Origin of the sequence: Shinella yambaruensis (genome assembly GCF_022899355.1) — a bacterium.
Taxonomy (GTDB): domain Bacteria; phylum Pseudomonadota; class Alphaproteobacteria; order Rhizobiales; family Rhizobiaceae; genus Shinella; species Shinella yambaruensis.
Window position 1 is genome coordinate 41,051 of the sequence record NZ_JALJCK010000010.1, and the last position, 24,508, is coordinate 65,558.

General features: G+C 66.7%; 21 protein-coding genes. 17 read left to right on the forward strand and 4 right to left on the reverse strand.

Annotation, left to right across the window (positions count from 1 at the left end):
• Genes MUU56_RS22230 through MUU56_RS22245 form a run of 4 tightly spaced genes read left to right on the forward strand, consistent with a single transcriptional unit; the run spans position 1 to position 3,737 of the window.
• On the forward strand, positions 1-984 hold the full coding sequence (locus MUU56_RS22230) for an ABC transporter substrate-binding protein (RefSeq protein WP_244769460.1): 984 nt from the start codon (positions 1-3) through the stop codon (positions 982-984).
• Between the two features lie 4 nt (positions 985-988).
• Positions 989-1,798: an ABC transporter permease gene (locus tag MUU56_RS22235; protein ID WP_244769461.1), complete on the forward strand. Its 810-nt coding sequence runs from the start codon at positions 989-991 to the stop codon at positions 1,796-1,798.
• Positions 1,795-2,547, forward strand: coding sequence for an ABC transporter ATP-binding protein (locus MUU56_RS22240; protein ID WP_244769462.1), 753 nt, complete (start codon positions 1,795-1,797; stop codon positions 2,545-2,547). Before MUU56_RS22235 ends, MUU56_RS22240 begins: the two co-directional genes overlap by 4 nt.
• Positions 2,544-3,737 (forward strand): NnrS family protein, encoded by a 1,194-nt coding sequence (locus MUU56_RS22245; RefSeq protein ID WP_244769463.1) that lies wholly within the window; start codon positions 2,544-2,546, stop codon positions 3,735-3,737. Before MUU56_RS22240 ends, MUU56_RS22245 begins: the two co-directional genes overlap by 4 nt.
• Positions 3,738-3,878: 141 nt before the next feature.
• On the opposite strand, the gene MUU56_RS22250 is transcribed toward MUU56_RS22245, so the two are convergent.
• Together MUU56_RS22250 and MUU56_RS22255 are read right to left on the reverse strand one after the other, a co-directional pair.
• Positions 3,879-4,793, reverse strand: coding sequence for a response regulator transcription factor (locus MUU56_RS22250; protein ID WP_244769464.1), 915 nt, complete (start codon positions 4,791-4,793; stop codon positions 3,879-3,881).
• Entirely contained in the window at positions 4,790-8,161 is a 3,372-nt protein-coding gene (locus MUU56_RS22255) for a hybrid sensor histidine kinase/response regulator (RefSeq protein WP_244769465.1), read from the reverse strand. The genes MUU56_RS22250 and MUU56_RS22255 overlap by 4 nt, the downstream gene beginning before the upstream one ends.
• Positions 8,162-8,545: 384 nt before the next feature.
• Between MUU56_RS22255 and urtA the strand changes: the two genes are divergently transcribed.
• The 7 genes from urtA to MUU56_RS22290 all read left to right on the forward strand — a co-directional run bounded on the left by urtA (position 8,546) and on the right by MUU56_RS22290 (position 15,993).
• On the forward strand, positions 8,546-9,838 hold the full coding sequence (gene urtA / locus MUU56_RS22260) for an urea ABC transporter substrate-binding protein (RefSeq protein ID WP_244769466.1): 1,293 nt from the start codon (positions 8,546-8,548) through the stop codon (positions 9,836-9,838).
• A gap of 388 nt (positions 9,839-10,226) precedes the next feature.
• Positions 10,227-11,831: an urea ABC transporter permease subunit UrtB gene (urtB, locus tag MUU56_RS22265; protein WP_398431539.1), complete on the forward strand. Its 1,605-nt coding sequence runs from the start codon at positions 10,227-10,229 to the stop codon at positions 11,829-11,831.
• Entirely contained in the window at positions 11,828-12,991 is a 1,164-nt protein-coding gene (gene urtC, locus MUU56_RS22270; RefSeq protein WP_244769467.1) for an urea ABC transporter permease subunit UrtC, read from the forward strand. The genes urtB and urtC overlap by 4 nt, the downstream gene beginning before the upstream one ends.
• 5 nt (positions 12,992-12,996) lie before the next feature.
• Complete coding sequence (gene urtD, locus MUU56_RS22275; RefSeq protein WP_244769468.1) at positions 12,997-13,761, forward strand: urea ABC transporter ATP-binding protein UrtD; 765 nt, start codon at positions 12,997-12,999, stop codon at positions 13,759-13,761.
• 229 nt (positions 13,762-13,990) lie between these two features.
• Positions 13,991-14,686, forward strand: a complete 696-nt coding sequence (urtE, locus tag MUU56_RS22280; RefSeq protein WP_244769469.1) for an urea ABC transporter ATP-binding subunit UrtE — start codon at positions 13,991-13,993, stop codon at positions 14,684-14,686.
• Positions 14,687-14,891: 205 nt separating this feature from the next.
• On the forward strand, positions 14,892-15,716 hold the full coding sequence (locus MUU56_RS22285) for a hypothetical protein (protein ID WP_244769470.1): 825 nt from the start codon (positions 14,892-14,894) through the stop codon (positions 15,714-15,716).
• A gap of 43 nt (positions 15,717-15,759) precedes the next feature.
• Positions 15,760-15,993 (forward strand): tautomerase family protein, encoded by a 234-nt coding sequence (locus MUU56_RS22290; RefSeq protein ID WP_244769471.1) that lies wholly within the window; start codon positions 15,760-15,762, stop codon positions 15,991-15,993.
• A gap of 51 nt (positions 15,994-16,044) precedes the next feature.
• On the opposite strand, the gene MUU56_RS22295 is transcribed toward MUU56_RS22290, so the two are convergent.
• Positions 16,045-16,554, reverse strand: a complete 510-nt coding sequence (locus MUU56_RS22295; RefSeq protein ID WP_244769472.1) for a hypothetical protein — start codon at positions 16,552-16,554, stop codon at positions 16,045-16,047.
• A gap of 307 nt (positions 16,555-16,861) precedes the next feature.
• Here MUU56_RS22295 and MUU56_RS22300 point away from each other — a divergent pair, with 307 nt between their 5' ends.
• The 6 genes from MUU56_RS22300 to MUU56_RS22325 all read left to right on the forward strand — a co-directional run bounded on the left by MUU56_RS22300 (position 16,862) and on the right by MUU56_RS22325 (position 23,509).
• Positions 16,862-17,779 (forward strand): carbohydrate ABC transporter permease, encoded by a 918-nt coding sequence (locus tag MUU56_RS22300; protein ID WP_244769473.1) that lies wholly within the window; start codon positions 16,862-16,864, stop codon positions 17,777-17,779.
• Positions 17,776-18,657: a carbohydrate ABC transporter permease gene (locus tag MUU56_RS22305; protein WP_244769474.1), complete on the forward strand. Its 882-nt coding sequence runs from the start codon at positions 17,776-17,778 to the stop codon at positions 18,655-18,657. Before MUU56_RS22300 ends, MUU56_RS22305 begins: the two co-directional genes overlap by 4 nt.
• Before the next feature lie 29 nt (positions 18,658-18,686).
• Complete coding sequence (locus MUU56_RS22310) at positions 18,687-20,033, forward strand: ABC transporter substrate-binding protein (RefSeq protein ID WP_244769475.1); 1,347 nt, start codon at positions 18,687-18,689, stop codon at positions 20,031-20,033.
• 281 nt (positions 20,034-20,314) lie between these two features.
• A complete protein-coding gene (locus MUU56_RS22315; RefSeq protein WP_244769476.1) occupies positions 20,315-21,919 on the forward strand; it encodes an arylsulfatase in 1,605 nt (534 codons plus the stop codon).
• A 73-nt stretch (positions 21,920-21,992) separates the two neighbouring features.
• Positions 21,993-23,042 (forward strand): ABC transporter ATP-binding protein, encoded by a 1,050-nt coding sequence (locus MUU56_RS22320; RefSeq protein WP_244769477.1) that lies wholly within the window; start codon positions 21,993-21,995, stop codon positions 23,040-23,042.
• Positions 23,043-23,080: 38 nt separating this feature from the next.
• Positions 23,081-23,509 (forward strand): MurR/RpiR family transcriptional regulator, encoded by a 429-nt coding sequence (locus tag MUU56_RS22325; RefSeq protein WP_244769478.1) that lies wholly within the window; start codon positions 23,081-23,083, stop codon positions 23,507-23,509.
• Here the strand turns inward: MUU56_RS22325 and MUU56_RS22330 are convergent.
• Positions 23,494-24,486: a formylglycine-generating enzyme family protein gene (locus MUU56_RS22330; protein ID WP_244769479.1), complete on the reverse strand. Its 993-nt coding sequence runs from the start codon at positions 24,484-24,486 to the stop codon at positions 23,494-23,496. The genes MUU56_RS22325 and MUU56_RS22330 overlap by 16 nt on opposite strands.
• Between the last annotated feature and the right edge of the window lie 22 nt (positions 24,487-24,508).

Sequence of the window (24,508 nt, forward strand, 5' to 3'; positions counted from 1 at the left end):
ATGACCCTTCCCACCCGCCGTGACGTTCTTGCCGGCCTCTCCGCGCTCGCGGTCACGACGCTGGCGGCGCCCGCGATCCTCAGGGCCGCCGCGCCGCTGACGCTCTACGGTCCGCCGGCCGCGCCCTCCGCCGTCCTTGCCCATGCGGTCAAGGGCGGCTTCCTGAAGGACGTTGCGCCCTCGGCGGTCTTCCGCGCCTGGAAGACGCCGGACGAGATGCGCGCCGCCGTTGCCTCCGGCTCCATGGGCGCCGTGGTGATGCCGAGCTATGCCGCCGCCAACCTGCACAACCGGGGCCTCGGCATCGGGCTCCTCGATGTGCTGACCACCGGCCTCCTCTACGTGGTCTCGAAGGACGAGAGCCTGAAGACGGTCGCCGGGCTCAAGGGCAGGACGCTCGCCCTGCCGTTCAAGAACGACATGCCGGATTTCGTGATGGCACGGCTTCTGGCACAGGCGGGGCTGGGAGAGGGCGACGTGACGCTCGAATATACCGCCTCGCCGCCCGAGGCGGTGCAACTGCTCCTGACCGGCCGCGTCGATGCCGCTCTCCTCAGCGAACCGGCGGCGACCGGCGTCATCATCAAGGCGAAATCGCTCTTCATGACCGTCTACCGCGCCATCGACGTCCAGGCGGAATGGCAGGCCGTCGCGGGCACGTCGGAGATCCCGCAGGCCGGGCTCGCGCTGACGACCGAGGTGCAGCAGGCGCTCGGCAAGGAAGGCGCCCACGCCCTGCAGACGGCGATCGAGGCCGCGCTCGCCGATGCGCTGGCCGATCCCGAGGCCGCGGCGAATGCCGTCGCGGACGCGCTCGGTTTCCCGCCGGAGATCATCGCCGCATCCTTCCCGACCAGCCACCTGAGCGCAATCCCCGCCAGCGCGGCGAGGCAGACCCTCGAAGGCTTCTACGGCGTGCTGGCCAAGGCCAATCCGGCGATCATCGGCGGCAAGCTGCCGGGCGACGGATTCTATCTGGTGTGATGCGATGAGCCATGTTCTCGCCGGCCTCGGCTGGACGGGGCGCTATCTGTGGGCCGGATGGGCGGGCCTTGCCGGCATCTTCTGTTTCCTCGCCGTCTGGCAGGCCGGGCACGAGATCTACGGCTCCTTCATCCTGCCGTCGCCGGCGGAAACGGCAGCAGCCATCGACGCGCTCGCCGCGCGGCCGGATTTCTGGACGATCCTGTCGCAGAGTGCCGGCCGGGCGCTTTCGGGCTTCGCGCTCGCCGCCGTGACCGGCACGGCGGCCGGCCTCGTCGCCGGCTATTCCTTCGCCGCCATGCGGCTGATGAAGCCGGTGGTCACGGTCATGCTGGGCGTGCCGCCGATCGGCTGGATCGTGCTGGCGCTGATCTGGTTCGGCTCGTCCGGCGGCACGGCCGTCATGACGGTGGTCATCGCCTCCGCGCCGCTCTCCTTCGCGGGCGCGCTCGAAGGCGTCGCCAAGCGCGACCGGCAGCTCGACATCATGGCCCAGTCCTTCGGCGCCTCATGGGCCTACCGGCTGCGCACGATCACCCTGCCGCATGTGCTCTCCTACCTCTTTCCCGCCTGGACGACGACGGCCGGCAGCGCCTGGAAGGTCACGGTGATGGCGGAGCTTCTCTCCAATTCCGGCGGCATCGGCGGCGAGCTGGCGACGGCACGCGCGCTTTTCGACATCCCGCTCGTCACGGCTTGGCTGGCGATCACCGTCATCCTCGCGCTCGCCACCGACTATGGCGTGCTGCATGTGGTGCGCGAGGCCGCGGAGCGCTGGCGCAGCGCCGGCCTTCCCTGGGGCGTGAAGCGATGAGGCAAAGCCCCGCGCTCACCTTCTCCCGCGTCGGGCACGCCTTTCTCGGGCGCAGCCTCTTCGAGGATTTCGACCTTGCCATCGGCAAGGGCGAGGCCGTGGCGCTGCTCGGCCCGTCCGGCAGCGGCAAGACGACCCTCCTGCAGATCGCCGCCGGCATCGTCGAGCCGGTCAAGGGGCGGGTTTTGCGCGGATACCGCCGTCAGGCGGTGGTGTTCCAGGAACCGCGCCTGCTGCCGTGGATGACGCTGACGGACAATATCGCCTACGGCCTTGCGGCAAGGGGCGAGGGGAAGGCGGCGCGCCGCAGGACGGCGGAGCGCCTCGCGCTCTCCGTCGGCCTGGAAGAGGCTGACTTCACAAAATACCCCGCGGAGCTTTCCGGCGGCATGCGGCAGCGGGCGAACGTGGCGCGGGCGCTCGCCGTCGATCCCGACATGCTGTTCCTCGATGAACCGTTCAGCGCGACGGATGTCGGCCTGCGCCGCCATCTTCAGGACCTCCTGATCGCCGCCGCCCGCAGCCGTGGCTTCTCCGTGCTGCTGGTGACGCACGATCTTGCCGAAGCGGTCCGCGTGGCCGATCGCATCGCGGTTCTCTCGGGCCGGGACGGACGCATCGCCGCGAGCCGCGCGCTTGCCGGCCGGCCGGGCGAACGCTCCGAACGGGCGATCTTCGAGCAGGTGGAGGCATGGTCGCGCGATCCCGTCTTCGGCGAGCTCTTCTCGGCGACGGAGCGGGCGCGATGAGGGAGCGGCCGATCCTTGCCGAAGCGCTGCGGCTGTTCTTTCCCCTGGCCGCCGCCCATGGCGCGCTGCTGCCGTTCCTCTGGGTGGTCTTGGGCGGCTACGAGCTGCCTTTTTCCTCCGACATCCCGTCCTCGCAGTGGCATGCGCATGAAATGATCTTCGGCACCTACGGCATGGCGCTCGCCGGCTTCCTCGGCTCGGCCGTGCCGGAATGGACCGATACCAGCCCGCCACGGGGCAGGGCGTTGTTTTGCCTTGCCGCCCTCTGGCTGCCGGCGCGCCTGGTCGGCGCGGTGGGGGCGGATGCGCTGAGCCTAGTGGCCGCCGTCTTCGACCTTGCCTTCCTGGTCGCGCTTTCCGCCCTGATCGGCCGGGCGATGCTGGAGCGCCGCACGACGAAGCATCTCGCCTTCCTGTTCTGGCTGCTTTCCTTCGCCGCGGTGGCGGCGGGCGTGCGCTACGGCTGGTTCGTCGGCGATGTCGCGCTCTCCGCCCGCCTGCTGGAAACGGCGCTCTGCATCTTCATCGTGCTGTTTTCGCTGTCCGCCTCGCGCATCAATGTCGTGGTGATCAACCTTGCGCTGGATCCGACCGGCGAGACGACGCCCTACAGGCCGCATCCCGGGCGGCGCCATGCGGCCGCGGCGATGACGGTGCTCTACATGGCCTCGGCCCTGATCTTTCCGGAAAGCGGCGTTTCGGCCTGGCTGGCGCTGGCGGCGGGCGCCGCGTTCCTCGACCGGCTGGCGGAATGGTTCATCGGCCGCCCCGCCTTCAGGACCGAGGTGGTCATTCTCGCCCTCGGCAATGCCTTTGCCGGCGCCGGTTTCCTGGCGCTCGGCGCAACGCGGCTCGGGCTCGACCTTCCCCCCGTCGCCGGCCTGCACATGCTGTCGGTCGGGGCGCTCGGCTGCGCGGTGATGGCCGTGCTGGTCATCGCCGGCCTGCGGCATACCGGCCGCGATCTCCTGCATCTGCCAAGGCAGGCCCACGGGGCGGCCTTGCTGATGGTCGCCGCCGCGTTCGTCCGCGTCCTTCCCGAATTCGCCTTCGCCGCCGGCCTTGCGCCCCTGCACCATGCCATCAGCGCGGTGCTCTGGGCGGCAAGCTTCGGCGTCTGGCTTCACGGTTTCCTGCCGATGCTGGCCGCGCCGGGCGTCGGCCAGGACGGCGCCTGCAACGGTTCGTGACGGGGTTTTGGCCGGAATGGCGATCCGTTTCGCCCATGGCCGCGGGCGCATCGACGGCCAGCTCAGCCCTGGTTCGATTCCATACGACTGCTGGTGGCCATCAACCCAGCTCATGGCGCACGGGAAGCCGCCTGTCCGTCGTCAGACCTCGTGCAGCACATGGGCGGCCTTCACCGCCGCCGAGGCGCGGTTTTCCACGCCGAGCTTCACGTAGATCTGTTCGAGGTGCTTGGTCACCGTGCGGGCGCTGAGGCCGAGGATTTCGCCGATATCCCGGTTCGACTTGCCCTTGGCGATCCACAGCAGCACCTCGGATTCGCGGTGCGTCAGCGCAAAATGCTGGCGCAGCACCTCGTCCTCGGAAAGCCGGTTTTCGGCGGTGAGGCGGAAGAGATATTCGTCCGCGCCGATCGCGCCGAGAAAGGCGAGCTGCAGGCTTGCCTGGCCCGCCTGGCGGATCGCGAAACTGTTTTCGCGCACGGTGCCGCGGGTCTTCATCCAGGCGTTGATATGGGTCGAGACCGCGTCGAGGCCGTCGTCGCTGCCCGTCGCGGCGTTGACGAGGCGGGTCGCCTGCGGCGTCGACCAGCGGATCTTTCCCTCGCCGCTGACGGCCAGCAGATGCCGGCCCGCCGCATCGAGCGCCACCCGCGCGCTCTGGGCGGAGCGGGCGTTGGAGAGATGCACCCGGATGCGGGCGCGCAGTTCGTCGATGTTGATCGGCTTGGTAAGGTAATCGACGCCGCCGGCCTCCAGCGCCCGCACCACGTGCTCCGTCTCGGTGAGGCCGGTCATGAAGACGACGGGCACGGGGCTGACGGCCGGGTTGGCCTTCAGCTTCAGGCAGGTCTCGAACCCGTCCATGCCGGGCATCACGGCGTCGAGCAGGATGATGTCGGGTGTGATGCGGTCGACGATGTTGAGCGCCGCCGTGCCGGATGTGGCGATCAGCACGGAAAAGCCGGATTGCTCCAGCGCCTCCGTCAGGAAGCCGAGCGCTTCGGGGGAATCGTCGACGAGCAGGACGATGTCGCGCGGGGTGGCCGGTTCCGTCACGGGCGGCGTCCTTTCTCCGGGTCCATGGTTTTCAGGAAGGCGTCGTAGCCGGCAAGATCGAACACCTGCACATAGGCGCGCACCGCCTCCGTGAAGGGCTGGTGTTTCGGCGTGCGGGCGATTTCGGCCAGTTTCGCCTCTATGCCCCGCACATAGCCGATCTCGCCGAGCCGGATCAACTCTTCCACGTCGTCCCGTTCCGGGATGACGATATGGGTGCGCGCCGGTTCCTCCGCCCGTGCCTCGCCATGGTAGGTCCATTCGAGCCCCATGTGGAGCGCGAGCTTGTCGGTAAGCTGGCGCAGGTCGAAGGGCTTGGCCAGCGTGTCGTTGTGCCCGGTCTCGGAGGCGGCGGCCGAGCCGTCGCCGATATTGGCCGAGAGCATGACGACCGGGCCGGGCTGGCCGAGGGCGCGCAGCCGCTCCACCAGTTCCCAGCCGTTCATGCCCGGCATGGAGATGTCGATGAGGAAGAGGTCCGGCCTCAGCCCCTCGACGAGGGCGAGGCATTCCGCGCCGCCCTTCGCCGTCAGCACGGTGAAATCGAGCGGCCGCAGTACCTCCTCCATCAGGTTTCGGTGGTCGGCATTGTCGTCGACGACGAGGATGGTGCGCCGCCGCCCCGTATAGCCCTTGATGTGGCGCACCTTCGGCGCCGTCGGGCGGTCGACGGCCGAGAGCATCAGCCGCACGCGGAATTCCGTGCCCCTGCCGCGCTCGCTCGTCACGGCGATCTCGCCGCCGAGCGTCTGGGTGAGCAGGCGCGTGATGGTGAGGCCGAGGCCGAGGCCCGGCATGCGGCCGTGTTCGGCATCGCCGCGCTGGAAGGGCTCGAAGATGCGGGAAAGGTCCTTTTCGAGGATGCCGCGGCCGCTGTCGGCCACCGTGAAGGTGGCGACCTGGCTGCGATAGGAAACGTCGAGGCGGATCGTGCCGCTGTCGGTGAATTTCAGCGCGTTGGAGATGAGGTTCACAAGGATCTGGCGCAGGCGCTTTTCATCGGTGCGCACATAGGCCGGCAGGTTTTTCGCGCGCTCATGGGTGAAGGCGACGCCCTTGGCCTGCGCCTGCGGGCGGAACATTTCGATGATCTGGTCGAGGAAATCGTGGATGTTGATCTCGTTCGAATAGACCTGCAGCTTTCCCGCCTCGATCTTGGAAATGTCGAGCAGGCCGTCGATGAGGCCGGAAAGGTGATCCGCGCTGCGCTTGATGACGCGGATCGCGCCCTGGCGCTGCGGCGGGATGCTCTCGTCGCGCTCCAGCACCTGCGCATAGCCGAGCACGGCATTGAGCGGCGTGCGCAATTCATGGCTGAGGCCGACGACGTAGCGGCTCTTGGCGCGGTTCGCCGCTTCCGCCGTCTCCTTCGCCTGCTGAAGCGCGGCGTCCGTTTTCTTGTGCGCGGCGATTTCCTTCAGGAGAAGCGTCGTCTGGCGCGAGGATTCTTCTTCCGCGACGACGCGGCTGTCATGCGCCAGCACATAGAACCAGCAGACGACGCCGGCCACCACGGCGAAGACGAAGAAGACCACGGCGATCGTGCGCTCCACCACCGCCGCCGTCTCCGGCGAGCCGGTGCCGACCTGGTGGGCGATCATCGCGAGGATGACGCCCATGCCGGTGATCGACAGGGCCGTCGCGATGCCGTAGCGGCCGAGGCGGGTGGCGAGCGCCGTCGTCACCGGCTCCGGCAGGATGGTTTTGGCGACGCCCGCGACCTGCGCGTTGAAGCGCGCCTTCGGCTTGCAGAGGTCGTGGCAGCGGCTGTCGAGCGAACAGCACAGCGAGCAGATCGGCGCGGCATAGGCCGGGCACCAGGCCATGTCCTCCGGCTCGAACGGGTGTTCGCAGATCGAGCAGGTGATGGTGTCGCGTTGCGCCCAGCTGCGGCGCGGCTTTCGCGCGAGGTAATATTTGCCGCCCGTCCCCCAGGCGATCAGCGGCGAGGCGAGGAAGGCCGCGACGGCGGCGATATAGGGGGCGAGCGAGGCGGGGATTTCGCCGAAGGCGCCGAAATGCGCGACGAGGGCGACGACGGCGGAAAAGCTCATCGCGCCGAGGCCGACCGGGTTGATGTCGTAGAGATGCGCCCGCTTGAACTCGATGCCGGGCGGCGAGAGGCCGAGCGGCTTGTTGACGAAGAGGTCGGCCGAGATGGTGCAGAGCCAGGCCATGGCGACGATGGAGAAGACGCCGAGCGTTTCTTCCAGCAGCCGGTAGATGCCGAGCTCCATCAAAAGCAGCGCGATCGCCACGTTGAAGACCAGCCAGACGACACGGCCGGGATGGCTGTGCGTCAGGCGCGAGAAGAAATTCGACCAGGCGAGCGAGCCCGCATAGGCGTTCATCACGTTGATCTTCAGCTGCGAGACCACCACGAAGGCGACCATCAGCAGCAGCGCTGCGCTATCCCACGGCAGCATGTAGCCGAAGGCGGTGTAGTACATCTGCGCCGGATCGGCCGCGCGCGTCGAGGGCACGCCTGTCGAGAGCGCCAGCACGACGAGGAAGGAACCGGCGATCAGCTTCGGCGCGCCGACGATGACCCAGCCGGAGCCGGCGAGGAAGACGGCGATGCGGTGGTGCAGCTTCCTCTGCCCGTCCGGCGGCAGGAAGCGCAAAAAGTCGACCTGCTCGCCGATCTGCGCCATCAGCGCGAAGATGACCGCCGAGGCCGCGCCGAACTCAACGAGGGTGAAGGGCGCATAGGTGCCGGGCGGGCCGGAGGGATGATTGAGGCCCGAATAGGCGAGCCACGCGCCGACCTTTTCCCAGTCCGCGAAGGCGATGAAGACGAAGGGCAGGATGTTGAGCACGATCCAGAACGGCTGGGTGACGAGCTGGAAGCGCGAGATGAGCTGCACGCCGTGCGTGACCAGCGGGATCACCACCACGGAGGAGATGATGTAGCCGATCCAGAGCGGTATGCCGAGCGCCAGCTCCAGCGCGCCGGACATGATCGACGCCTCGATGGCGAAGAGGATGAAGGTGAAGCTCGCATAGATCAGCGAGGTCAGCGTGGAGCCGATATAGCCGAAGCTCGCGCCGCGGGTGAGAAGGTCGATGTCGACGCCGTGGCGGATGGCGTAGCGGCTGATCGGCAGGCCGACGAGGAGGATCATCAGGCTGGCGACGAGGATGGCGGCAAGCGCGTTGGTCGTGCCGTAGGACATGGTGATCGCGCCGCCGATGGCCTCCAGCGCGAGGAAGGAGATTGCCCCGATGGCCGTCTGCGAGATGCGGTCGGACGAAAAGCGCCGCGCGCTCTTGGCGGTGAAGCGCAGCGCATAGTCCTCCAGCGTCTGGTTGGCGACCCAGCGATTGTATTCGCGGCGGATCGGGATGATGCGCTGGCGTGCGGCCATGTGTTGCTGTCATTCCCCTCGGTTGTCTGGTGGGCCGTGTTCACCCGGCCCTCTTTGGGTGCGTTGTGGCGCGCCATGTCCCCACTCTCCGTCATCCTCGGGCTTGACCCGAGGATCCACACGGCACCCGCGGCTTTGGATCCTCGGGTCAAGCCCGAGGATGACGGAGGAGAGGGCGGTGCCCGCCCAACACACTGACCTTTCGTAGCACACATGTACCGCCCCCGAAATTCCTGCTGCGCCGCAAAAACTTCCCGCTTCTCCCTCCCATCTACGCAATATGACGTATGTGCAGCGCAGCATGCCGGGCCGATAGTCCCCTCCAGCAACGGCTAAAAAACCAATCCGCCCCGTTGCGGTCAAAAGAACAGAGGGGTTCAGACCATGTCCATCAAGGCGCGCGCCACCGGCGCACTGCTCGCAGCCATTCTCTCGACGACGGCCTTTCATGGCGCGTTCGCGGCCGACGACACGATCAAGGTCGGCATCCTGCATTCGCTTTCCGGCACCATGGCGATTTCCGAGACGACCCTCAAGGACGCCATGCTGATGCTCATCGAGGAGCAGAACAAGAAGGGCGGCCTGCTCGGCAAGAAGCTCGAAGCCGTCGTCGTCGATCCGGCGTCCGACTGGCCGCTCTTCGCCGAAAAGGCCCGCGAGCTGGTCTCGGTCAACAAGGTCTCGGCCGTCTTCGGCTGCTGGACGTCCGTGTCGCGCAAGTCCGTGCTGCCGGTCTTCGAGGAGCTGAACTCGATCCTCTTCTACCCCGTGCAGTACGAGGGCGAGGAGAGCCAGCGCAACGTCTTCTACACGGGCGCGGCGCCGAACCAGCAGGCGATCCCCGCCGTCGACTACCTGATGGAGAACGAGGAAGTCGAGCGCTGGGTGCTTGCGGGTACGGACTACGTCTATCCGCGCACCACCAACAAGATCCTCGAAGCCTACCTGATCTCCAAGGGCGTGAAGCCCGAGGACATCATGATCAACTACACGCCGTTCGGCCATTCCGACTGGCAGACGATCGTCTCCGACATCAAGAAATTCGGCTCGGCCGGCAAGAAGACCGCCGTCGTCTCGACCATCAACGGCGACGCCAACGTTCCCTTCTACAAGGAGCTCGGCAACCAGGGCGTCAAGGCCGAGGACATCCCGGTCGTCGCCTTCTCGGTCGGCGAGGAAGAGCTTGCCGGCCTCGACACCGGTCCGCTGGTCGGGCATCTCGCCGCCTGGAACTACTTCCAGTCCGTCGACAACCCGGCCAACGCCGAGTTCATCAAGACGTGGAAGGCGTTCACCAAGAACGACAAGCGCGTCACCAACGACCCGATGGAAGCCCATTACATCGGCTTCAACATGTGGCTGAAGGCCGTGGAAAAGGCCGGCACGACCGATACGGACGCCGTGCTCGACGCGATGATCGGCGTCTCCGTGCCGAACCTGTCCGGCGGCTATTCCACCATGATGCCGAACCACCACATCACCAAGCCGGTGCTGATCGGCGAGATCCAGGCCGACGGCCAGTTCGAGACCGTCTGGCAGACCTCCGGCCTCGTCGTCGGCGACGAATGGTCGGATTTCCTGCCGGACTCCAAGGACCTGATCGCCGATTGGCGCAAGCCCATGGAATGCGGCAACTTCAACGTCGCCACCGGCAAGTGCGGTGGCAAGGGGTCGTGATCTGAGGGGTTGAGAGGGAAGGACGGAAAACCCTTCTCCTCAAGCTGAAAGTGCAAGTTTCCCTGGTTCTCTCCCTCAAGGGCAGGGCAATCGCTTATGGAATGTAACCGTCGCCACGATTCTCCTTCTCCCCTGGGGGGAGAAGGTGCCGGCAGGCGGATGAGGGGGAGGTCGCAGGCGCGAAAGATCAAAATGATCCACTCGTCTCACCCCCTCATCCGACCCTTCGGGCCACCTTCTCCCCCCGGGGGAGAAGGGGATGCGGCATCGTCCTGCCACATGCCATTGCCCGGCAGGCAGAGAGGGTCTTCCCGACGAACCGCCATCCCGACGCTCGGGATGGCCACATCACCCAACGCTTCGAGGCCATGAGATGCAAGCGCGGCTCATCCATCGTTTCCTGCAATGCCTGCTCATTGCCTTCTGCCTCATGGCGACCGATCTCCGCGCCGCCGATGACCTTCGTGCCATGGTCGACGCGCTCGGCGGCGGCAGTTTCCAGCAGAACCAGAAGCAGGTCGAGGCGCTGGCGAAGACGGGCGACCCCAAGATCGTGCCGGCGCTCGAAGCGCTTGCCGAGGGCGATCTCTACCAGCGCAAGGCCGATGGCACCGTGTTCATCGTCAAGCCGGCCGGCGCCAATTTCAAGCTGATCGACGCGCTGACCGGCGATGAGGTTGGCGAGGAGGCCAAGGCCGCGCTGGAAAAGGTCAAGGTCAACAACGGCTTGCGTCGGGTCATCCGCGGCGCGCTCGGCGGGCTGACGCTAATGAGCCCCGATACTTCCGTGCGTCTTCAAGCCGCCGGCACGATCCTGCGCACGCCGACCGCCGACGCGCTCGATGGCGTGGAGACGGCGCTTGCCGCGGAAACCGACGGCGCGGTGAAGGCGATGCTCGAAAAGGCCCGCGCCGCTGCCATCCTGGTGTCCGATCGCCCCGTGGCGGAGAAGAAGGCGGCCGTCGCCACGGTGGCCCAGACCGGCGGGCGGGATTCGCTTTCGCTGCTCTCCGCCGCGCTCGCCTCCGCCGACGAAAGCCTGCGTCCCGATATCGAGATCGGCATCCAGCAGATCGAGGACCAGCTTGCGCTCTGGGCGGCCGGCCAGAACATCTGGTACGGCCTGTCGCTCGGCTCGGTGCTCTTGCTCGCCGCCATCGGCCTTGCCATCACCTTCGGCGTGATGGGCATCATCAACATGGCGCATGGCGAGATGGTCATGCTCGGGGCCTACACGACCTTCGTCGTGCAGCAGGTCATCCGCACCTCCTTTCCCGGCCTGTTCGACTGGTCGCTGGCCATCGCCCTGCCGCTCGCCTTCCTCGTCACCGGCGCGGTCGGCCTCGTCATGGAGCGCGGCATCATCCGCTTCCTCTACGGCCGGCCGCTCGAAACGCTGCTCGCCACCTGGGGCGTCTCGCTGATCCTCCAGCAGGCCGTGCGTTCGATCTTCGGCCCGACCAACCAGGAGGTCGGCAACCCGTCCTGGATGTCCGGCGCCTTCGAGCTCGGCGGCCTCACGGTCACCTGGAACCGCATGTGGATCATCCTCTTCTCGCTCGCCGTCTTCGCCTTCCTGCTCTTCCTCCTGAAGAAGACGCCGATGGGCCTGCAGATGCGCGCCGTCACCCAGAACCGCCGCATGGCCTCCTCCATGGGCATCAGGACGCCGTGGGTCGACGCGCTCACCTTCGCGCTCGGCTCGGGCATCGCGGGCATCGCCGGCGTCGCGCTCTCGCAGATCGACAACGTTTCGCCCAACCTCGGCCAGGGCTACATCATCGACAGCTTCATGGTCGTGGTCTTCGGCGGGGTCGGCAATCTCTGGGGCACGCTGGTCGGCGCCTTCTCGCTCGGCATCCTCAACAAGGTGCTGGAGCCCTATGCCGGCGCGGTGCTCGGAAAGATCCTCGTGCTCGTGCTCATCATCCTCTTCATCCAGAAGCGGCCGCGCGGGCTCTTCGCACTCAAGGGCAGGGCGGTGGAAGCATGATCACCTCGTTTCTCGCAAAAGCCCTCGGGCGCAACATCGTCGTCACGGTCGCGATCCTGCTCACGCTCGCCGCCCTCGTGCCCGCGCTGAATCTTCTGACGGCGCCCGATCACCCGCTGCACGTGCCGACCTATATCGTCTCGCTGTTCGGCAAGTACCTCACCTATGCGCTGTTGGCGCTGGCGCTCGATCTCGTCTGGGGCTTCTGCGGCATCCTCTCTCTGGGACACGCCGCCTTCTTCGCGCTCGGCGGCTATGCCATGGGCATGTACCTGATGCGCCAGATCGGCGCGCGCGGCTCCTACGGCAATCCGCTGCTGCCGGATTTCATGGTCTTCCTCAACTGGAAGGAACTGCCCTGGTTCTGGCACGGCTTCGACATGTTCTGGTTCGCCGCGCTGATGGCGGTGCTGGCGCCGGGCCTGCTCGCCTTCGTCTTCGGCTGGTTCGCCTTCCGCTCGCGCGTCAACGGCGTCTATCTCTCGATCATCACCCAGGCGATGACCTTCGCCCTGCTGCTCGCCTTCTTCCGCAACGACATGGGTTTCGGCGGCAACAACGGCCTCACCGACTTCAAGGATATTTTAGGCTTCAACATCCAGTCGCAGGGCACGCGCTCCGCGCTTTTCGCCGCCTCCGCCGTCGCGCTCGCCCTCTCGCTGGTGATCACCTCCGGCATCGTGCGCTCGAAATACGGAAAGATCCTCGTCGGGGTGCGCGATGCGGAAAGCCGCACGCGCTTCCTCGGCTACCGGGTCGAACATGTGAAACTCTTCGCCTTCGTGGTCTCGGCGATGATGGCGGGCGTTGCCGGCGCGCTCTATGTGCCGCAGGTCGGCATCATCAATCCCGGCGAATTCGATCCGGCGAACTCCATCGAGGTCGTCATCTGGACGGCGGTCGGCGGGCGCGGCACGCTGATCGGCCCCATCGTCGGGGCGATCCTCGTCAACGGGGGAAAAAGCGTCTTCACCGCGGCGTTCCCGGAATTCTGGCTCTTCGCGCTCGGCGGCCTCTTCATTCTCGTCACGCTCTTCCTGCCGAAGGGCATCGTCGGCACCGTGCGGCAGTTCGTCGAGCGGCGCCGGGAATATCACAAGGCGAAGGCGGCGGAAGAGGCGCGCGCCTTCGCGGCGGCAGAACCCCAGGCGGCGGAGTGACCGGCATGAACACGCTCGCAAGCAATGCAAAACCCACCAGCATCCTCTATCTCGACGGCGTCTCGGTTTCCTTCGACGGCTTCAAGGCGCTGAACTCGCTCTCCTTCGTCATCGAGCCCGGCGAGCTGCGCGCCATCATCGGCCCGAACGGCGCGGGCAAGACGACGATGATGGACATCATCACCGGCAAGACCCGGCCGGATGCCGGCGAGGTCTTCTTCAAGGGCACGGTCGATCTCACCCAGAAGGACGAGGCGGAGATCGCCCAGCTCGGCATCGGCCGCAAGTTCCAGAAGCCGACGGTCTTCGAGAGCCACACCGTGTGGGACAATCTGGAACTGGCGCTCAACCGCAACCGCGGTGTCTTCTCGACGCTGTTCTATCGCCTGACCGCGGAGGACAAGGCCCGCATCGAGGAAATCCTCTCGACCGTGCGCCTGACCAACCGCAAGGACGACCTCGCCGCCAACCTCAGCCACGGCCAGAAGCAATGGCTGGAGATCGGCATGCTCTTGGCGCAGGAGCCGGAACTGCTGCTGGTCGACGAACCTGTCGCCGGCATGACGGACGCCGAGACGGCGGAGACGGCGATCCTTTTGAAGGAGATCGCCAAGACCCGCTCGGTGGTGGTGGTCGAGCACGACATGGGCTTCATCCGCGACCTCGGCGTCAAGGTGACGTGCCTTGCGGAAGGTTCGGTTCTGGCGGAGGGCTCGATCGATTTCGTCAGCGCCGACCAGAAGGTCATCGAGAACTATCTGGGGAGGTGAGGGTGTATTCGGTATTTCTGGCTTTGGAATTCGCTGCGGCGATACCCCCCTCTGCCCTGCCGGGCATCTCCCCCACAAGTGGGGAGATCGGCAAGTGGCAGAAGCTTTGCTCCCACGCGACGTTCGTAATGGGCGAGGCCTCGCCCCATCCAGTCTCCCCCCTTGTGGGGGAGATGCCCGGCAGGGCAGAGGGGGGTGCCAAGGCCTCCGACACCAAGGGAGCCCCCGCATGCTGACCGTCGAAAACGCCAACCTCCACTACGGCGCCGCCCAGGCGCTGCGCGGCATCTCGCTCACGGCCGAGACGGGCAGGATCACCTGCGTGCTCGGCCGCAACGGCGTCGGAAAATCGAGCCTCTTGCGCGCCATCACCGGCCAGCACCCGCTCTCCTCGGGCTCGGTGGCCTTCAACGGCGTGAAGCTCGACGGCATGGCGCCCTATGGCCGCGCCAGGGAGGGCATCGGCTATGTGCCGCAGGGGCGCGAAATCTTCCCGCTGCTCACCGTCCGGGAGAACCTCGAATCCGGCTACGCGCCGCTGAAGCGTTCGGAGCGCTTCATCCCGAACGAGATCTTCAGCCTCTTCCCGGTGCTGCACACCATGCTCGGCCGGCGCGGCGGCGATCTTTCGGGCGGCCAGCAGCAGCAGCTCGCCATCGGCCGCGCGCTGGTGACACGTCCGAAAATCCTCGTGCTCGACGAGCCGACCGAAGGCATCCAGCCGTCGATCATCAAGGACATCGGCCGGGCGATCCGGTACCTGCGCGATTCCACCGGCATGGCCATCCTGCTCGTCGAGCAGTATCTCGACTTCTGCCGCGAGCTTGCCGATCACGTCTATATCATGGACCGGGGCTCGATCGTACACGAAGGCGCCGCCGCGACGCTTGACGAACCGGAGGCGCGTCAACATCTGACGGTCTGAAACGCCGGCAGGACGGAAGATCGGCCGGCCCGCGGCTTTCAGCCGGCCAATGAGCCTGCGCGACATGACAGCAGCGGGGCGCCCCGCGCGGCAGGGGCAGCCGTGACGGCGAACGTCGCCGTTCATGGCGTTCGCGAAAACGGATTGCCCGGTTGCGATCGACAGCCGCGCCGCCTAGCCTGCGCGCAAAGTGCAGGAGGTTTTCATGACGCGACGGTTGATTCTCACATTTTCCCTGGCCGGCTGGCTTGCCGGCCTTGCCGTATCCGCCAATGCGGTGGAGCTGGAGAAGATCGCGGGCCGCACGATCGAGATCAAGGAGCGGGACTTCGAGAAAGTGCTCGCCGTCGATGGCCGGGAGCTGCACACGAATGCGATCATCTTCCTGGACGACATCTATGCCTTCGACGGGACGGTCGTGGTGGTCGGCACGAGCTCGGTCGGAGGCAATGCCTGCGAGGGGTCTCCCTTCGTGCTGTCGTTTCCCGAGAAAGGCGCGCCGAGGATAGACGGTCCCCTGGACAGTTGCACGCCCGTGTCGCACGCGGTGGAGGGCTCGACGCTGCTGTTTTCGACGGCGAGCGTTCCCGGGCGGGATACGGAGCGATGGCAGTGGAGCGTCGATCGCGGCATGACGCCGCTTGCCCCCGTGGCCTTCCAGCCGGACGAGGCGCGCGGCTGGAGCAACCTGCGGGAGCGCACCTTCACGCACCCGTCCGACGCCTTCAACAACGCCGAAATCGCAGCAAGCTTCAAGATGGTGCTCGGCTCGGATTTTACGCAGTTCCAGCAATTGATGGCCGGCGTCGGAAGCGGCCAGTTCAAGGGGGACGATTTCGTCGGCACCGCGTGCCGTCCGCACGCATGCCTTGACGAGGCGGGTCTGATCTACCTGTCCTCGAGCGATCGCCGCGCCTATGCGGCCTGGAAGCCGCATGGCGAACGGATCGCGGTGTTTCCCGCCCCGGTGACGGAATGGCCGGAAAAGGCGAGGGCGGAGTTGAAGGAGTGGGCAAAGCAATGGCCGTGAAGGTTTCCAAAGACGGCCGGCAGGTTTCAGCGGGGAGGCGAGGATGCCGCATGTGATCCTCAAGATGATCGAAGGGCGTAGCGAGGAGCAGAAGAGGGCGCTTGCCGAAGCGCTCACCCAGGCCGTAACGGCATCGCTGGGGTGCGGCGAAGACCTCGTGTCGGTGGCGATCGAGGACGTCAAGGACGAGGAATGGATGGCGAGGGTCTTCGTGCCGGACATTCAGCAACGGTCCGATACGATCTACAGGATGCCGGGCTACGGCCCCGAGGACTAGAACCAGTCGCCAGCCGGTCCATGCCGGCCGGCCGATGGCCCTTTTCTGCGCTTACCGGCGCTGAAGCGTGATCCGGCTTGTCGTCACCATCTTGCCCGACGAGGGGTCGCGGTCCGTCGTCGTGAGCGTCAGGCCGTCATTTCCGGCCTTCGCCACGGAGAGGTTGGCGCGGCGATCGCCGTTCACCTTCTTTGCCCAGCCGATGGTGAGATTGAGCGCCTCGCCCTTGCGCCGGCCGGAAAGCGACGCCGGTCCGGAACCGGCTCCGATGTAGGATCCGCGGTAGGTTCCGCCGGAAACCTTGAGATCGACGCCGACGGCCCTCGACACGACGACCAGTCCGCGGCACCGCCCCTTCAGCGACAATGAATCGCCCGACGTGGTCGAGGCGAATGTGCAACTGACGGTGATCGGCTTTCTGTCCGTGCGCAGGCGGACCTGGCCCTGTCCGGCATAGTCGCCCGCGAGGCTGTCCAGAAACCGCTCCTCGTTGGCGCTCGTCCCCGTGGGAAACAGCATCGGGACACAGCAGGCCAGAACGGCCGAAACAATACGATTCATGACATCTCTCCCGCAAACGCAATCAGGCTTCTGAAGGTAACCGCAAAGCGGCCTGCGAAGTTCCGTCCGGATCGCGGTGCCGCGCGGTTCGCGGTCGGCGATGCCCTGTCGTCGCCATGCGCCTTGGTTATGGATTTTAAAGAAGAAAGCATTTCAGTTTATGGCTGAGATGGCGCAAGGATCAGGTGGAACATAATCTGGGAGGAGATGAAATGTCCGGACGGCGGCGTAAGCCTGCCATGGGCGGGAGATTGCCCGGAACGCGCGGCGACGGGATCGCCCGAGCGCGGCAGGGGTATCTGACGACATGGCGTTGACATTCTGGCGGCGGTCCAGCGTCTTCGCGAAGACCACCACGCTCCCCTTTCTCGTCCTGATCGTCGGGGTTGGCGGCTATTCCTGGGCGCAGGTCGTGCTCATGGCTTTCTCCCATCTGCGCATCGAGGCGGGGGAGTTCGTCTGGCAGCCGGCCGGGTTCGACAATTTTCGCGAGATCCTCGCCAACGAGCTGGCCATGTACTCGCTGGCGGTCACGGCTCTCTTCGTGGTCGCGACCGTCGTCCTGTCCGTCGTCCTCGGCCTGGTGCTGGCGCTGCTCGTCCAGCGCAGCAGGCGGCTCAACCGCATCTCGCAGGTCGTCCTATTGTGGCCGGCAATCGTGGCGCCCGTCGTGGTGAGCCTCATCTGGCTCCTGATCCTCAGCCCGAACATCGGCGTGCTCAACAAGCTGCTCGATACCGTGCGGCTGCCGACCCAGGACTGGCTCGGCACGGAGGCCGGCGCGATCGTCGCCATCATCATCGTCGACGTCTGGCACTGGACGCCGGTCGCCTTCCTCATGCTCTACACGGCGCTCTGCGCGGTCGACGAAGAGGCCATCGAGGCGGCGCGCTGCGACGGCGCCAACGAGTGGCAGGTGATCCGCTACATCAAGATCCCCATGCTCATGCCGGCGATCATCGGAACGGTCTTCATCCGGGCGATCATGGGCGTGAAGGCGTTCGACGAGATGTATCTCCTGACGGCAGGCGGCCCGAACGGCGCCACGACGCTGGTCTCGCTGCATATCCGCGACGTCTTCTTCGACCAGTTGAACTACGGCTACGGCTCCGCCTTCAGCGTTCTGCTCGTGGCGCTGATGTCGCTCGCCATCGGCGCGGGCATGCTCGTCAGGCACCTGCGCGCCATCCGGCCCTTTTCTGCAACGCGTGAGGTGGAAGCATGACCGCCGGCAGCCATGCCATCAAGACAGGGACCCTTGCCGACGCGCGGCTGCGCCGGCGCAAGGATCTCGCCGACCTCACCTGCGATGCCGTCCTGGCGCTGCTGCTGCTGCTCTTCATCGCCCCCATCGTATGGATGATCGTGCTTTCCTTCCAGTCGGACCGGGCGATCATCTCCATGTTCTGGGAGCTGGACCTGACGCTGGACAACGTGACCGCCATCCTGGCGGACGACCAGCCCTTCCGCGCGCAGCTTGCCAACAGCCTCGTCATCGTGGCGGGAACGGTCGTCCTGTGCGGCATCGCCTCGACGCTTGCGGCCTACGGCCTTTCCAAGCTGCGGCTGCCGTGGTGGCTGACCGCCACGGTCGGCGCCTCCTGCGCCGTGGTCCCGATGCTGCCGCCGATGGCACTCGTGCCGGGTTTCTACGTGACGCTGATCCAGACGGGCCTCCTGGGATCGCTCGCCGGCCTCATCATCCTCAACACGATCCTCAACCTGCCGTTCGCCACGCTGCTCATGAAGATCGGCTTCGACGAGATCCCGCCCGCGCTGCAGGAGGCGGCCTCCATCGACGGCGCGAGCGAGGCGCGATCCTTCTGGACGATCATGCTGCCGCTCGTCACGCCGAGCCTGATCACCAGCTCGCTCTTCACGGCCATCATGACGTGGAACGAGTTTCTCATGGGGCTGACGATGACGTCCGGCGGCACGACCTCGCCGCTCTCCGTGGGCATCGCATCGCTGGTGCAGCCCTACGAGGTCCGCTGGGGCCAGCTCTCGGCCGTCGGCAGCCTTGCCGTGGTGCCGATCATGATTGCGAGCGTGCTCGCCAGCAAGCGCATCATTGCCGGCATGACGCGCGGCTCCGTCAAGTAAATGCACCGATTGATCTCAGGGAGGAACAGATGATCAAGCAAACCGAAACCGCGCGCCTGCCCCTATCCCGGCGCCAGGTTCTCAAGGGGATCGCCGCCGCGGGCGCGGCGGGCGTGGCAGGCCTTCCGGCATGGGGGGCGGCCGCCGCCGAGGTCAGGGAGCTGATCGTGCTGACCGGCACGACGCCCTGGCTGCCGGCCTATCAGAAGGCGGCTGCGGCCTATGAGGCGGAAAAGGGCGTGAAGATCACCTTTCGGCCGTTCCCCTATGGCGGCATGCGCACCCAGATGACCAACGCGATCCAGAGCAAGAACGCCGCCTTCGACATCTTCCAGCTCGACGAGCCGTGGACCGGCCAGTTCTACGACAACGGCTGGATCAAGCCGATCGACGAGATCATCGAAGGCTATGCGCTCGATCCGAACATCCTGACCTACGACAACCTGCCGCTGTGGGACAGGCAGCAAAGGCTGGGCGTGGCCGGCGGGCAGGTGATGGGCCTGCCGATCAACGGCAATGTCGATCTCTTCGTCTACCGCAAGGACATCTACGACAAGCTGGGCCTGCAGGTGCCGCGCACCTGGGACGAGGCGATCGAGAACGGGAAGAAGGCGGTAGAGGCCGGGGAGGTCCGATACGGCTATGTCACGCGCGGCCAGCCGACGACGGGCGGCCAGTCGGTCAGCTACGAGTTCATGCATGTGCTCTACGGCTTCGGCGCGGACTGGTTCACCGTCGACGGCGGCTCGCTCGTGCCGGCGATAAACAGCGAGGCGGCAAAGGCCGCGGCGACGACCTTCCGCCGCCTTCTGGAGCTGGGGCCGTCCCGGCCGCAGACGGTCGGGCAGGCGGATTGCATCGCGCTCATGCAGAGCGGCCAGGCCCTGCAGGGACATTTCGTGGCGGCCGGCATGCCGCAGCTGGAGGACGAGTCCCGCTCCTCCGTCGTCGGAAAATGCGGCTATGCGGTCGTGCCGGCGGGGTCGCTCGACCAGCCGGTTCCGGCAAGCGGCGTGTGGTCCCTCTGCGTGCCGGCAGGCCAGGCGCCGGAACGCCAGCGCGCGGCCGCCGAGTTCATCGTCTGGATGCTGGAAAAGAAGCAGCAGGAGGTCTTTGCCGGCGCGGGCGGCATTCCGACGCGCAAGGACATCGACGTCTCGGGTGCCGGCGCGCTCCGGCCGATCATGGAAGCGGCGCGCGATTCCGCGCCCCTGGCCCGCGGCTCGATCCGATACGTCTTTGCCGCCCAGATGCTCGAGGCCGTCGAGCCGGTCATCGGCCAGATCGGCTCGGGCGAGGTGGAGGTTGCCGCGGCGCTCGACGGCCTGCAGGCAAAGCTCGCGGACATCGCCAAGGCAAGCGGTTTTGCGAAGTAGCGAGGGCTGATCCCGTCACGCATGCCGCCGTGGTGCGGCGGGCTGCGTGAACAGGACGGTTCCGGAACGGAGATTTCGAACACCTGCGACTGCCGGCCCCCGGGCCGGCGGAACGATCCTGCCGTGCCCGGAGCATTTCCAGCCGAAGCGAAGCCGCTTCGGCGTCGGATAATGCGGAAAAACAAGAATCCGGAGCATTTCCGGTGAACTCCGGTTCACCGGAAATGCTCCGGAATCCGCCACCCGAGCGATCGGTGGCGCAACCAACTGAGAGAGCATCGATGACCAAGCGTCCCAATATCGTCCTTGTCCTTGCCGATGACATGGGTTTTTCCGATCTCGGCTGCTATGGCGGAGAAATATCCACGCCGCATCTGGATGGCCTTGCGCGCAACGGCGCTCGTTTTTCGCAGTTCTACAACACCGCGCGCTGCAGCCCCTCGCGCGCCTCGCTGATGACCGGCCTTCACCCGCACCAGACGGGGATCGGCGTCCTCACGAACAATGACCTGCCGCGCGGATATCCCGGCAACCTCAACGGTCGTTGCGCGACGCTGGCGGAAATGCTGAAGGCGGCCGGTTATGCGACATGCCTGTCGGGCAAGTGGCATCTGGCGACCGACATGCACACGCCGAACGACACCTGGCCGACACGCCGCGGCTTCGACAGCTTCTTCGGCACGCTGACCGGCTGCGGCAGCTTCTACGCCCCCGGCACGCTGACGCGCGGGGAGAGCGACGCCTCGGCGGAAGCGCTGGATCCCGGCTTCTTCTACACGGACGCCATCGCCGCCCATGGTGCCGATTTCATCGCGGAGCAGGCGGCCGCCGGCAATCCCTTCTTCCTCTACGCCGCCTTCACCGCGCCGCATTGGCCGCTGCATGCGCCCGACGAGGACATCGCCCGCTACGAGGGCCGCTTCGACGAGGGCTGGGATGCGCTGCGCGAAAAGCGCATGGAGCGCCTCGTCGCGGAAGGCATCCTGCCGGCCGACACCACGCTCAGCGAGCGCGATCCGACGCAGCCGGCCTGGACGGCCGAGGAACACAAGGCGTGGCAGGCCAAGCGCATGCAGGCCTATGCGGCCCAGATCGAAGGCATGGATCGCGGCATCGGCCGGATCGTCGAGGCGCTCAAGGCGAGCGGCACGTTCGAGAACACGCTGTTCGTCTTCCTTTCCGACAACGGCGCCTCGCCGGAGGACCTGCCCCAGTTCGATGTCGAGACCTTCATGCAGCGGGCCGACATCCTGCCGCGGGCGACGCGTGACGGCAGGCCGATGCGCGTGGGCAACACGCCGGACATCGTTCCGGGCGCCGAAGACACCTATTCGAGCTATGGCCGCGCCTGGGCGAACCTCTCCAACACGCCGTTCCGCTTCTACAAGCGCTGGGTGCACGAAGGCGGGATCGCGACGCCGCTGATCGTACACTGGCCGGCTGGCGGGTTTGCGGACGGGGCGATCCTCGATGCGCCGACGCAGCTCGTCGACATCGCGCCGACGATCCTGGACGTGACCGGCGCCAGCTATCCGCCGCCGGCGCTCGGCCGCGCGGTCGCGCCGCTGGAGGGGCGGAGCCTGCTGCCGCTCCTGCGCGGCGGGTCGCTGCTTGAAGCACCGCTTTACTGGGAGCATACGGGCAATGCCGCGATCCGGGTCGGGCGCTGGAAGCTCGTGCGCGAGGAGCCGAACGGCTGGGAGCTCTACGACCTTGCGGCCGACCGCACGGAGCTCGTCGACCTTGCGGCGGACAATCCCGATATCGTCGCCGACCTTGCGGCCCGGTGGCAGGCCTGGGCTGCCCGGGTGGGCGTCATCCCGTGGGACGTGACGGTCGGCATCTATGTCGAGCGCGGGCAGCACCCGAGCCTTGCCGCCGGCTGATCTGCCGCCGCCATCGGGCCGGTCCCCGGTTGGGACCGGCTTCCCTTTCAGACTGTCAAGGAGAGTCACGACGATGGCCTCGGTCGAAATTCACAACGTCCAGAAGTCCTACGGCACGCTCAAGGCCCTGCACGGCGTTTCCATCCAGATCGACGACGGGGAGTTCGTCACGCTTGTCGGTCCGTCGGGCTGCGGCAAGTCGACCCTCCTGCGCATGCTTGCAGGCCTTGAGGAGATCAGCGGCGGCACGATACGGATCGCCGAGACCGTCGTGAACGAGCTGCCCCCCAAGGACCGCGACATTGCGATGGTCTTCCAGAACTACGCGCTCTATCCCCATATGACCGTGGCGGAGAACATGGGCTTCGCGCTGAAGCTCAAGAACACGGACAAGCGCGAAATCCAGGGCAAGGTGGAGCGGGCGGCGCGTATCCTCAACCTCGACACGCTTCTGCAGCGCTATCCGCGCCAGCTTTCCGGCGGCCAGCGCCAGCGCGTGGCGATGGGGCGGGCGATCGTTCGCGACCCCAAGGTGTTCCTGTTCGACGAGCCGCTTTCCAATCTCGACGCGAAGCTGCGCGTTTCCATGCGGGCGGAGATCAAGAGCCTGCACCAGCGCCTCGGAACGACCACCGTCTATGTGACGCATGATCAGGTGGAGGCGATGACGATGGCCGACAAGATCGTCGTCATGCGCGACGGCGTCGTCGAGCAGGTCGGTGCGCCGCTGGCGCTTTACGACAGTCCCGTCAACATGTTCGTCGCCGGCTTCATCGGTTCGCCGGCAATGAATTTTCTGACGGGAGAGATCCGCGACGACGGGTTCCTCGCCGGCGACGTCCGGCTGCCGCTTGCCGCGCCGGCTCCGGAACTGGTTGGCCGGCGGGCGGTCTACGGCGTCCGGCCCGAACATATCGGCATTGGCGAAGACGGCGTTGCCGCGGAGGTCTGCGTGGTGGAGCCGACCGGGGCCGAAACCTATCTCGTCGTAAGGCTCGCGGGGCAGGAGGTCACCTGCGTCGCGCGCGACCGCCTGGATGTGCGGGCCGGGCACATGGTGCGGCTGTCACCCGACCCGGGCCGCATCCACCTTTTCGACCCGCAAAGCGGGCGGCGTCTCTAGGGCAGGGGATTTCGCGTCCGCTCGCGGATCCGCGCCGCATGGCCGGCACGCGGGATGCCGGGCCGGCCCTGATGTCCATTTCTCCGTTTTCACCAGCCAAGGAGCGGATCATGAACCCTGGCCACAAACCTCCCCGGACCTGGGGCGAACTGCATGCCCTCGCCATGGCGAGCGGTTCCGCCTTTCCGCGGCAACTGGCCCTGCTTGTGGACTTCGCCCTGCAGCATCCGGATATCATGGCCTTCGGGACATGTTCGTCGATCGCGCGGCGGGCCGGCGTGTCGGCGACGACCGTCTCCCGCCTCGCGGGCGTTCTCGGCTATCGCTCGTTCCGCGACCTGCGGACGCTGTTCCGGGACGATCTGGTGCGCAGAGGAGGCGCGCGCTCGCTGAAGGCACAGGGAAAGGCCGTCAGGCAGCGAACGAGCCCCGGGCGACCTGCGCAGGAATGTCAGGGCCGGTCGTAGGCGAGGCGGAAGCCGATATGGCCCGTCGACGTGTCGGCGCTGTGCCCCATGCGGGCGGCGATGCGATAGCGGTAGCAGTAGCCGATGTGGCAGAGATAGGAGCCCCCCTTGAGAAGGCGCTCGGCATTCCGGCCTGCGAGCGCGTTGCGTGCCTTCGCGGCCTGTGTGAGGGGCTGGACGTGAAACGCGTCGGCACACCATTCCCAGACATTGCCGCACATGTTGAAGAGGCCCGCGGGGTTCGGTTCGAACGCGTCCACCGGCGCCGTGCCGCCATAGCCGTCGGCAAGCGAATTGATGTACGGGAAACGACCCTGCCAGATGTTGCAGTGGATGGCCCGGTCGCTGGGCTCATCGTCCCCCCATGGATACCGCATCTCCGCCCGGCCGGCCTTTGCGGCGTGCTCCCACTCGGCTTCGGAGGGCAGCCGGCCGCCAGCCCAGCGGGCAAAGGCCTGTGCGTCGTTCCAGGAGACGTGGACGACCGGGTGCCGGTCGTCCGCACGGAGCGGACCGCCGGGGCCGCCCGGCAGGCGCCATGTCGCGCCGTCGACCCGATGCCACCAGGGCAGGCCGACCGGCTGGCTGGTCGCGGTTCCCGGTGCGACAAAGTCCTTGAAGACGAAGCTCCAGCCGAAACGCTCCGCATCCGTGACATGGCCGGTGTCCGCCACGAAACGGGCGAAGCGCGCATTCGTGACGGCATGCCTGTCCAGGCCATACGCCCGCACCGCCACCTGGCGCGCCGGACCCTCTCCGTCCGTATCGATGACGGGCCTGTCGGTGCCGACGGTCGCGATGCCCGCGTCGAACCAGGCGACGTCCGCCGGCGCCGGTGCCGTCGCCGGCAGGGCCTCGCCGTTTCGCGCCGGTGCATTGCCGGCGCCTTCGCGGCGCGGCAGGCTGCAGCAGCTTCGTTTCGCTTCCGGGTTCTCCGCCATGTCGCCCCGCATCGCCTTGCCTCGTGTGGCAGACACTAGTGAAGCTTTGCCATGCCGT

Coding starts and splice junctions, on each gene's coding strand:
- MUU56_RS22230 (WP_244769460.1), top strand. CDS start 1: ATGACCCTTCCCACCCGCCGTGACGTTCTTGCCGGCCTCTCCGCGCTC.
- MUU56_RS22235 (WP_244769461.1), top strand. CDS start 989: ATGAGCCATGTTCTCGCCGGCCTCGGCTGGACGGGGCGCTATCTGTGG.
- MUU56_RS22240 (WP_244769462.1), top strand. CDS start 1,795: ATGAGGCAAAGCCCCGCGCTCACCTTCTCCCGCGTCGGGCACGCCTTT.
- MUU56_RS22245 (WP_244769463.1), top strand. CDS start 2,544: ATGAGGGAGCGGCCGATCCTTGCCGAAGCGCTGCGGCTGTTCTTTCCC.
- MUU56_RS22255 (WP_244769465.1), bottom strand. CDS start 8,161: ATGGCCGCACGCCAGCGCATCATCCCGATCCGCCGCGAATACAATCGC.
- urtA (WP_244769466.1), top strand. CDS start 8,546: ATGTCCATCAAGGCGCGCGCCACCGGCGCACTGCTCGCAGCCATTCTC.
- urtC (WP_244769467.1), top strand. CDS start 11,828: ATGATCACCTCGTTTCTCGCAAAAGCCCTCGGGCGCAACATCGTCGTC.
- urtD (WP_244769468.1), top strand. CDS start 12,997: ATGAACACGCTCGCAAGCAATGCAAAACCCACCAGCATCCTCTATCTC.
- urtE (WP_244769469.1), top strand. CDS start 13,991: ATGCTGACCGTCGAAAACGCCAACCTCCACTACGGCGCCGCCCAGGCG.
- MUU56_RS22285 (WP_244769470.1), top strand. CDS start 14,892: ATGACGCGACGGTTGATTCTCACATTTTCCCTGGCCGGCTGGCTTGCC.
- MUU56_RS22290 (WP_244769471.1), top strand. CDS start 15,760: ATGCCGCATGTGATCCTCAAGATGATCGAAGGGCGTAGCGAGGAGCAG.
- MUU56_RS22295 (WP_244769472.1), bottom strand. CDS start 16,554: ATGAATCGTATTGTTTCGGCCGTTCTGGCCTGCTGTGTCCCGATGCTG.
- MUU56_RS22300 (WP_244769473.1), top strand. CDS start 16,862: ATGGCGTTGACATTCTGGCGGCGGTCCAGCGTCTTCGCGAAGACCACC.
- MUU56_RS22305 (WP_244769474.1), top strand. CDS start 17,776: ATGACCGCCGGCAGCCATGCCATCAAGACAGGGACCCTTGCCGACGCG.
- MUU56_RS22310 (WP_244769475.1), top strand. CDS start 18,687: ATGATCAAGCAAACCGAAACCGCGCGCCTGCCCCTATCCCGGCGCCAG.
- MUU56_RS22315 (WP_244769476.1), top strand. CDS start 20,315: ATGACCAAGCGTCCCAATATCGTCCTTGTCCTTGCCGATGACATGGGT.
- MUU56_RS22320 (WP_244769477.1), top strand. CDS start 21,993: ATGGCCTCGGTCGAAATTCACAACGTCCAGAAGTCCTACGGCACGCTC.
- MUU56_RS22325 (WP_244769478.1), top strand. CDS start 23,081: ATGGCCGGCACGCGGGATGCCGGGCCGGCCCTGATGTCCATTTCTCCG.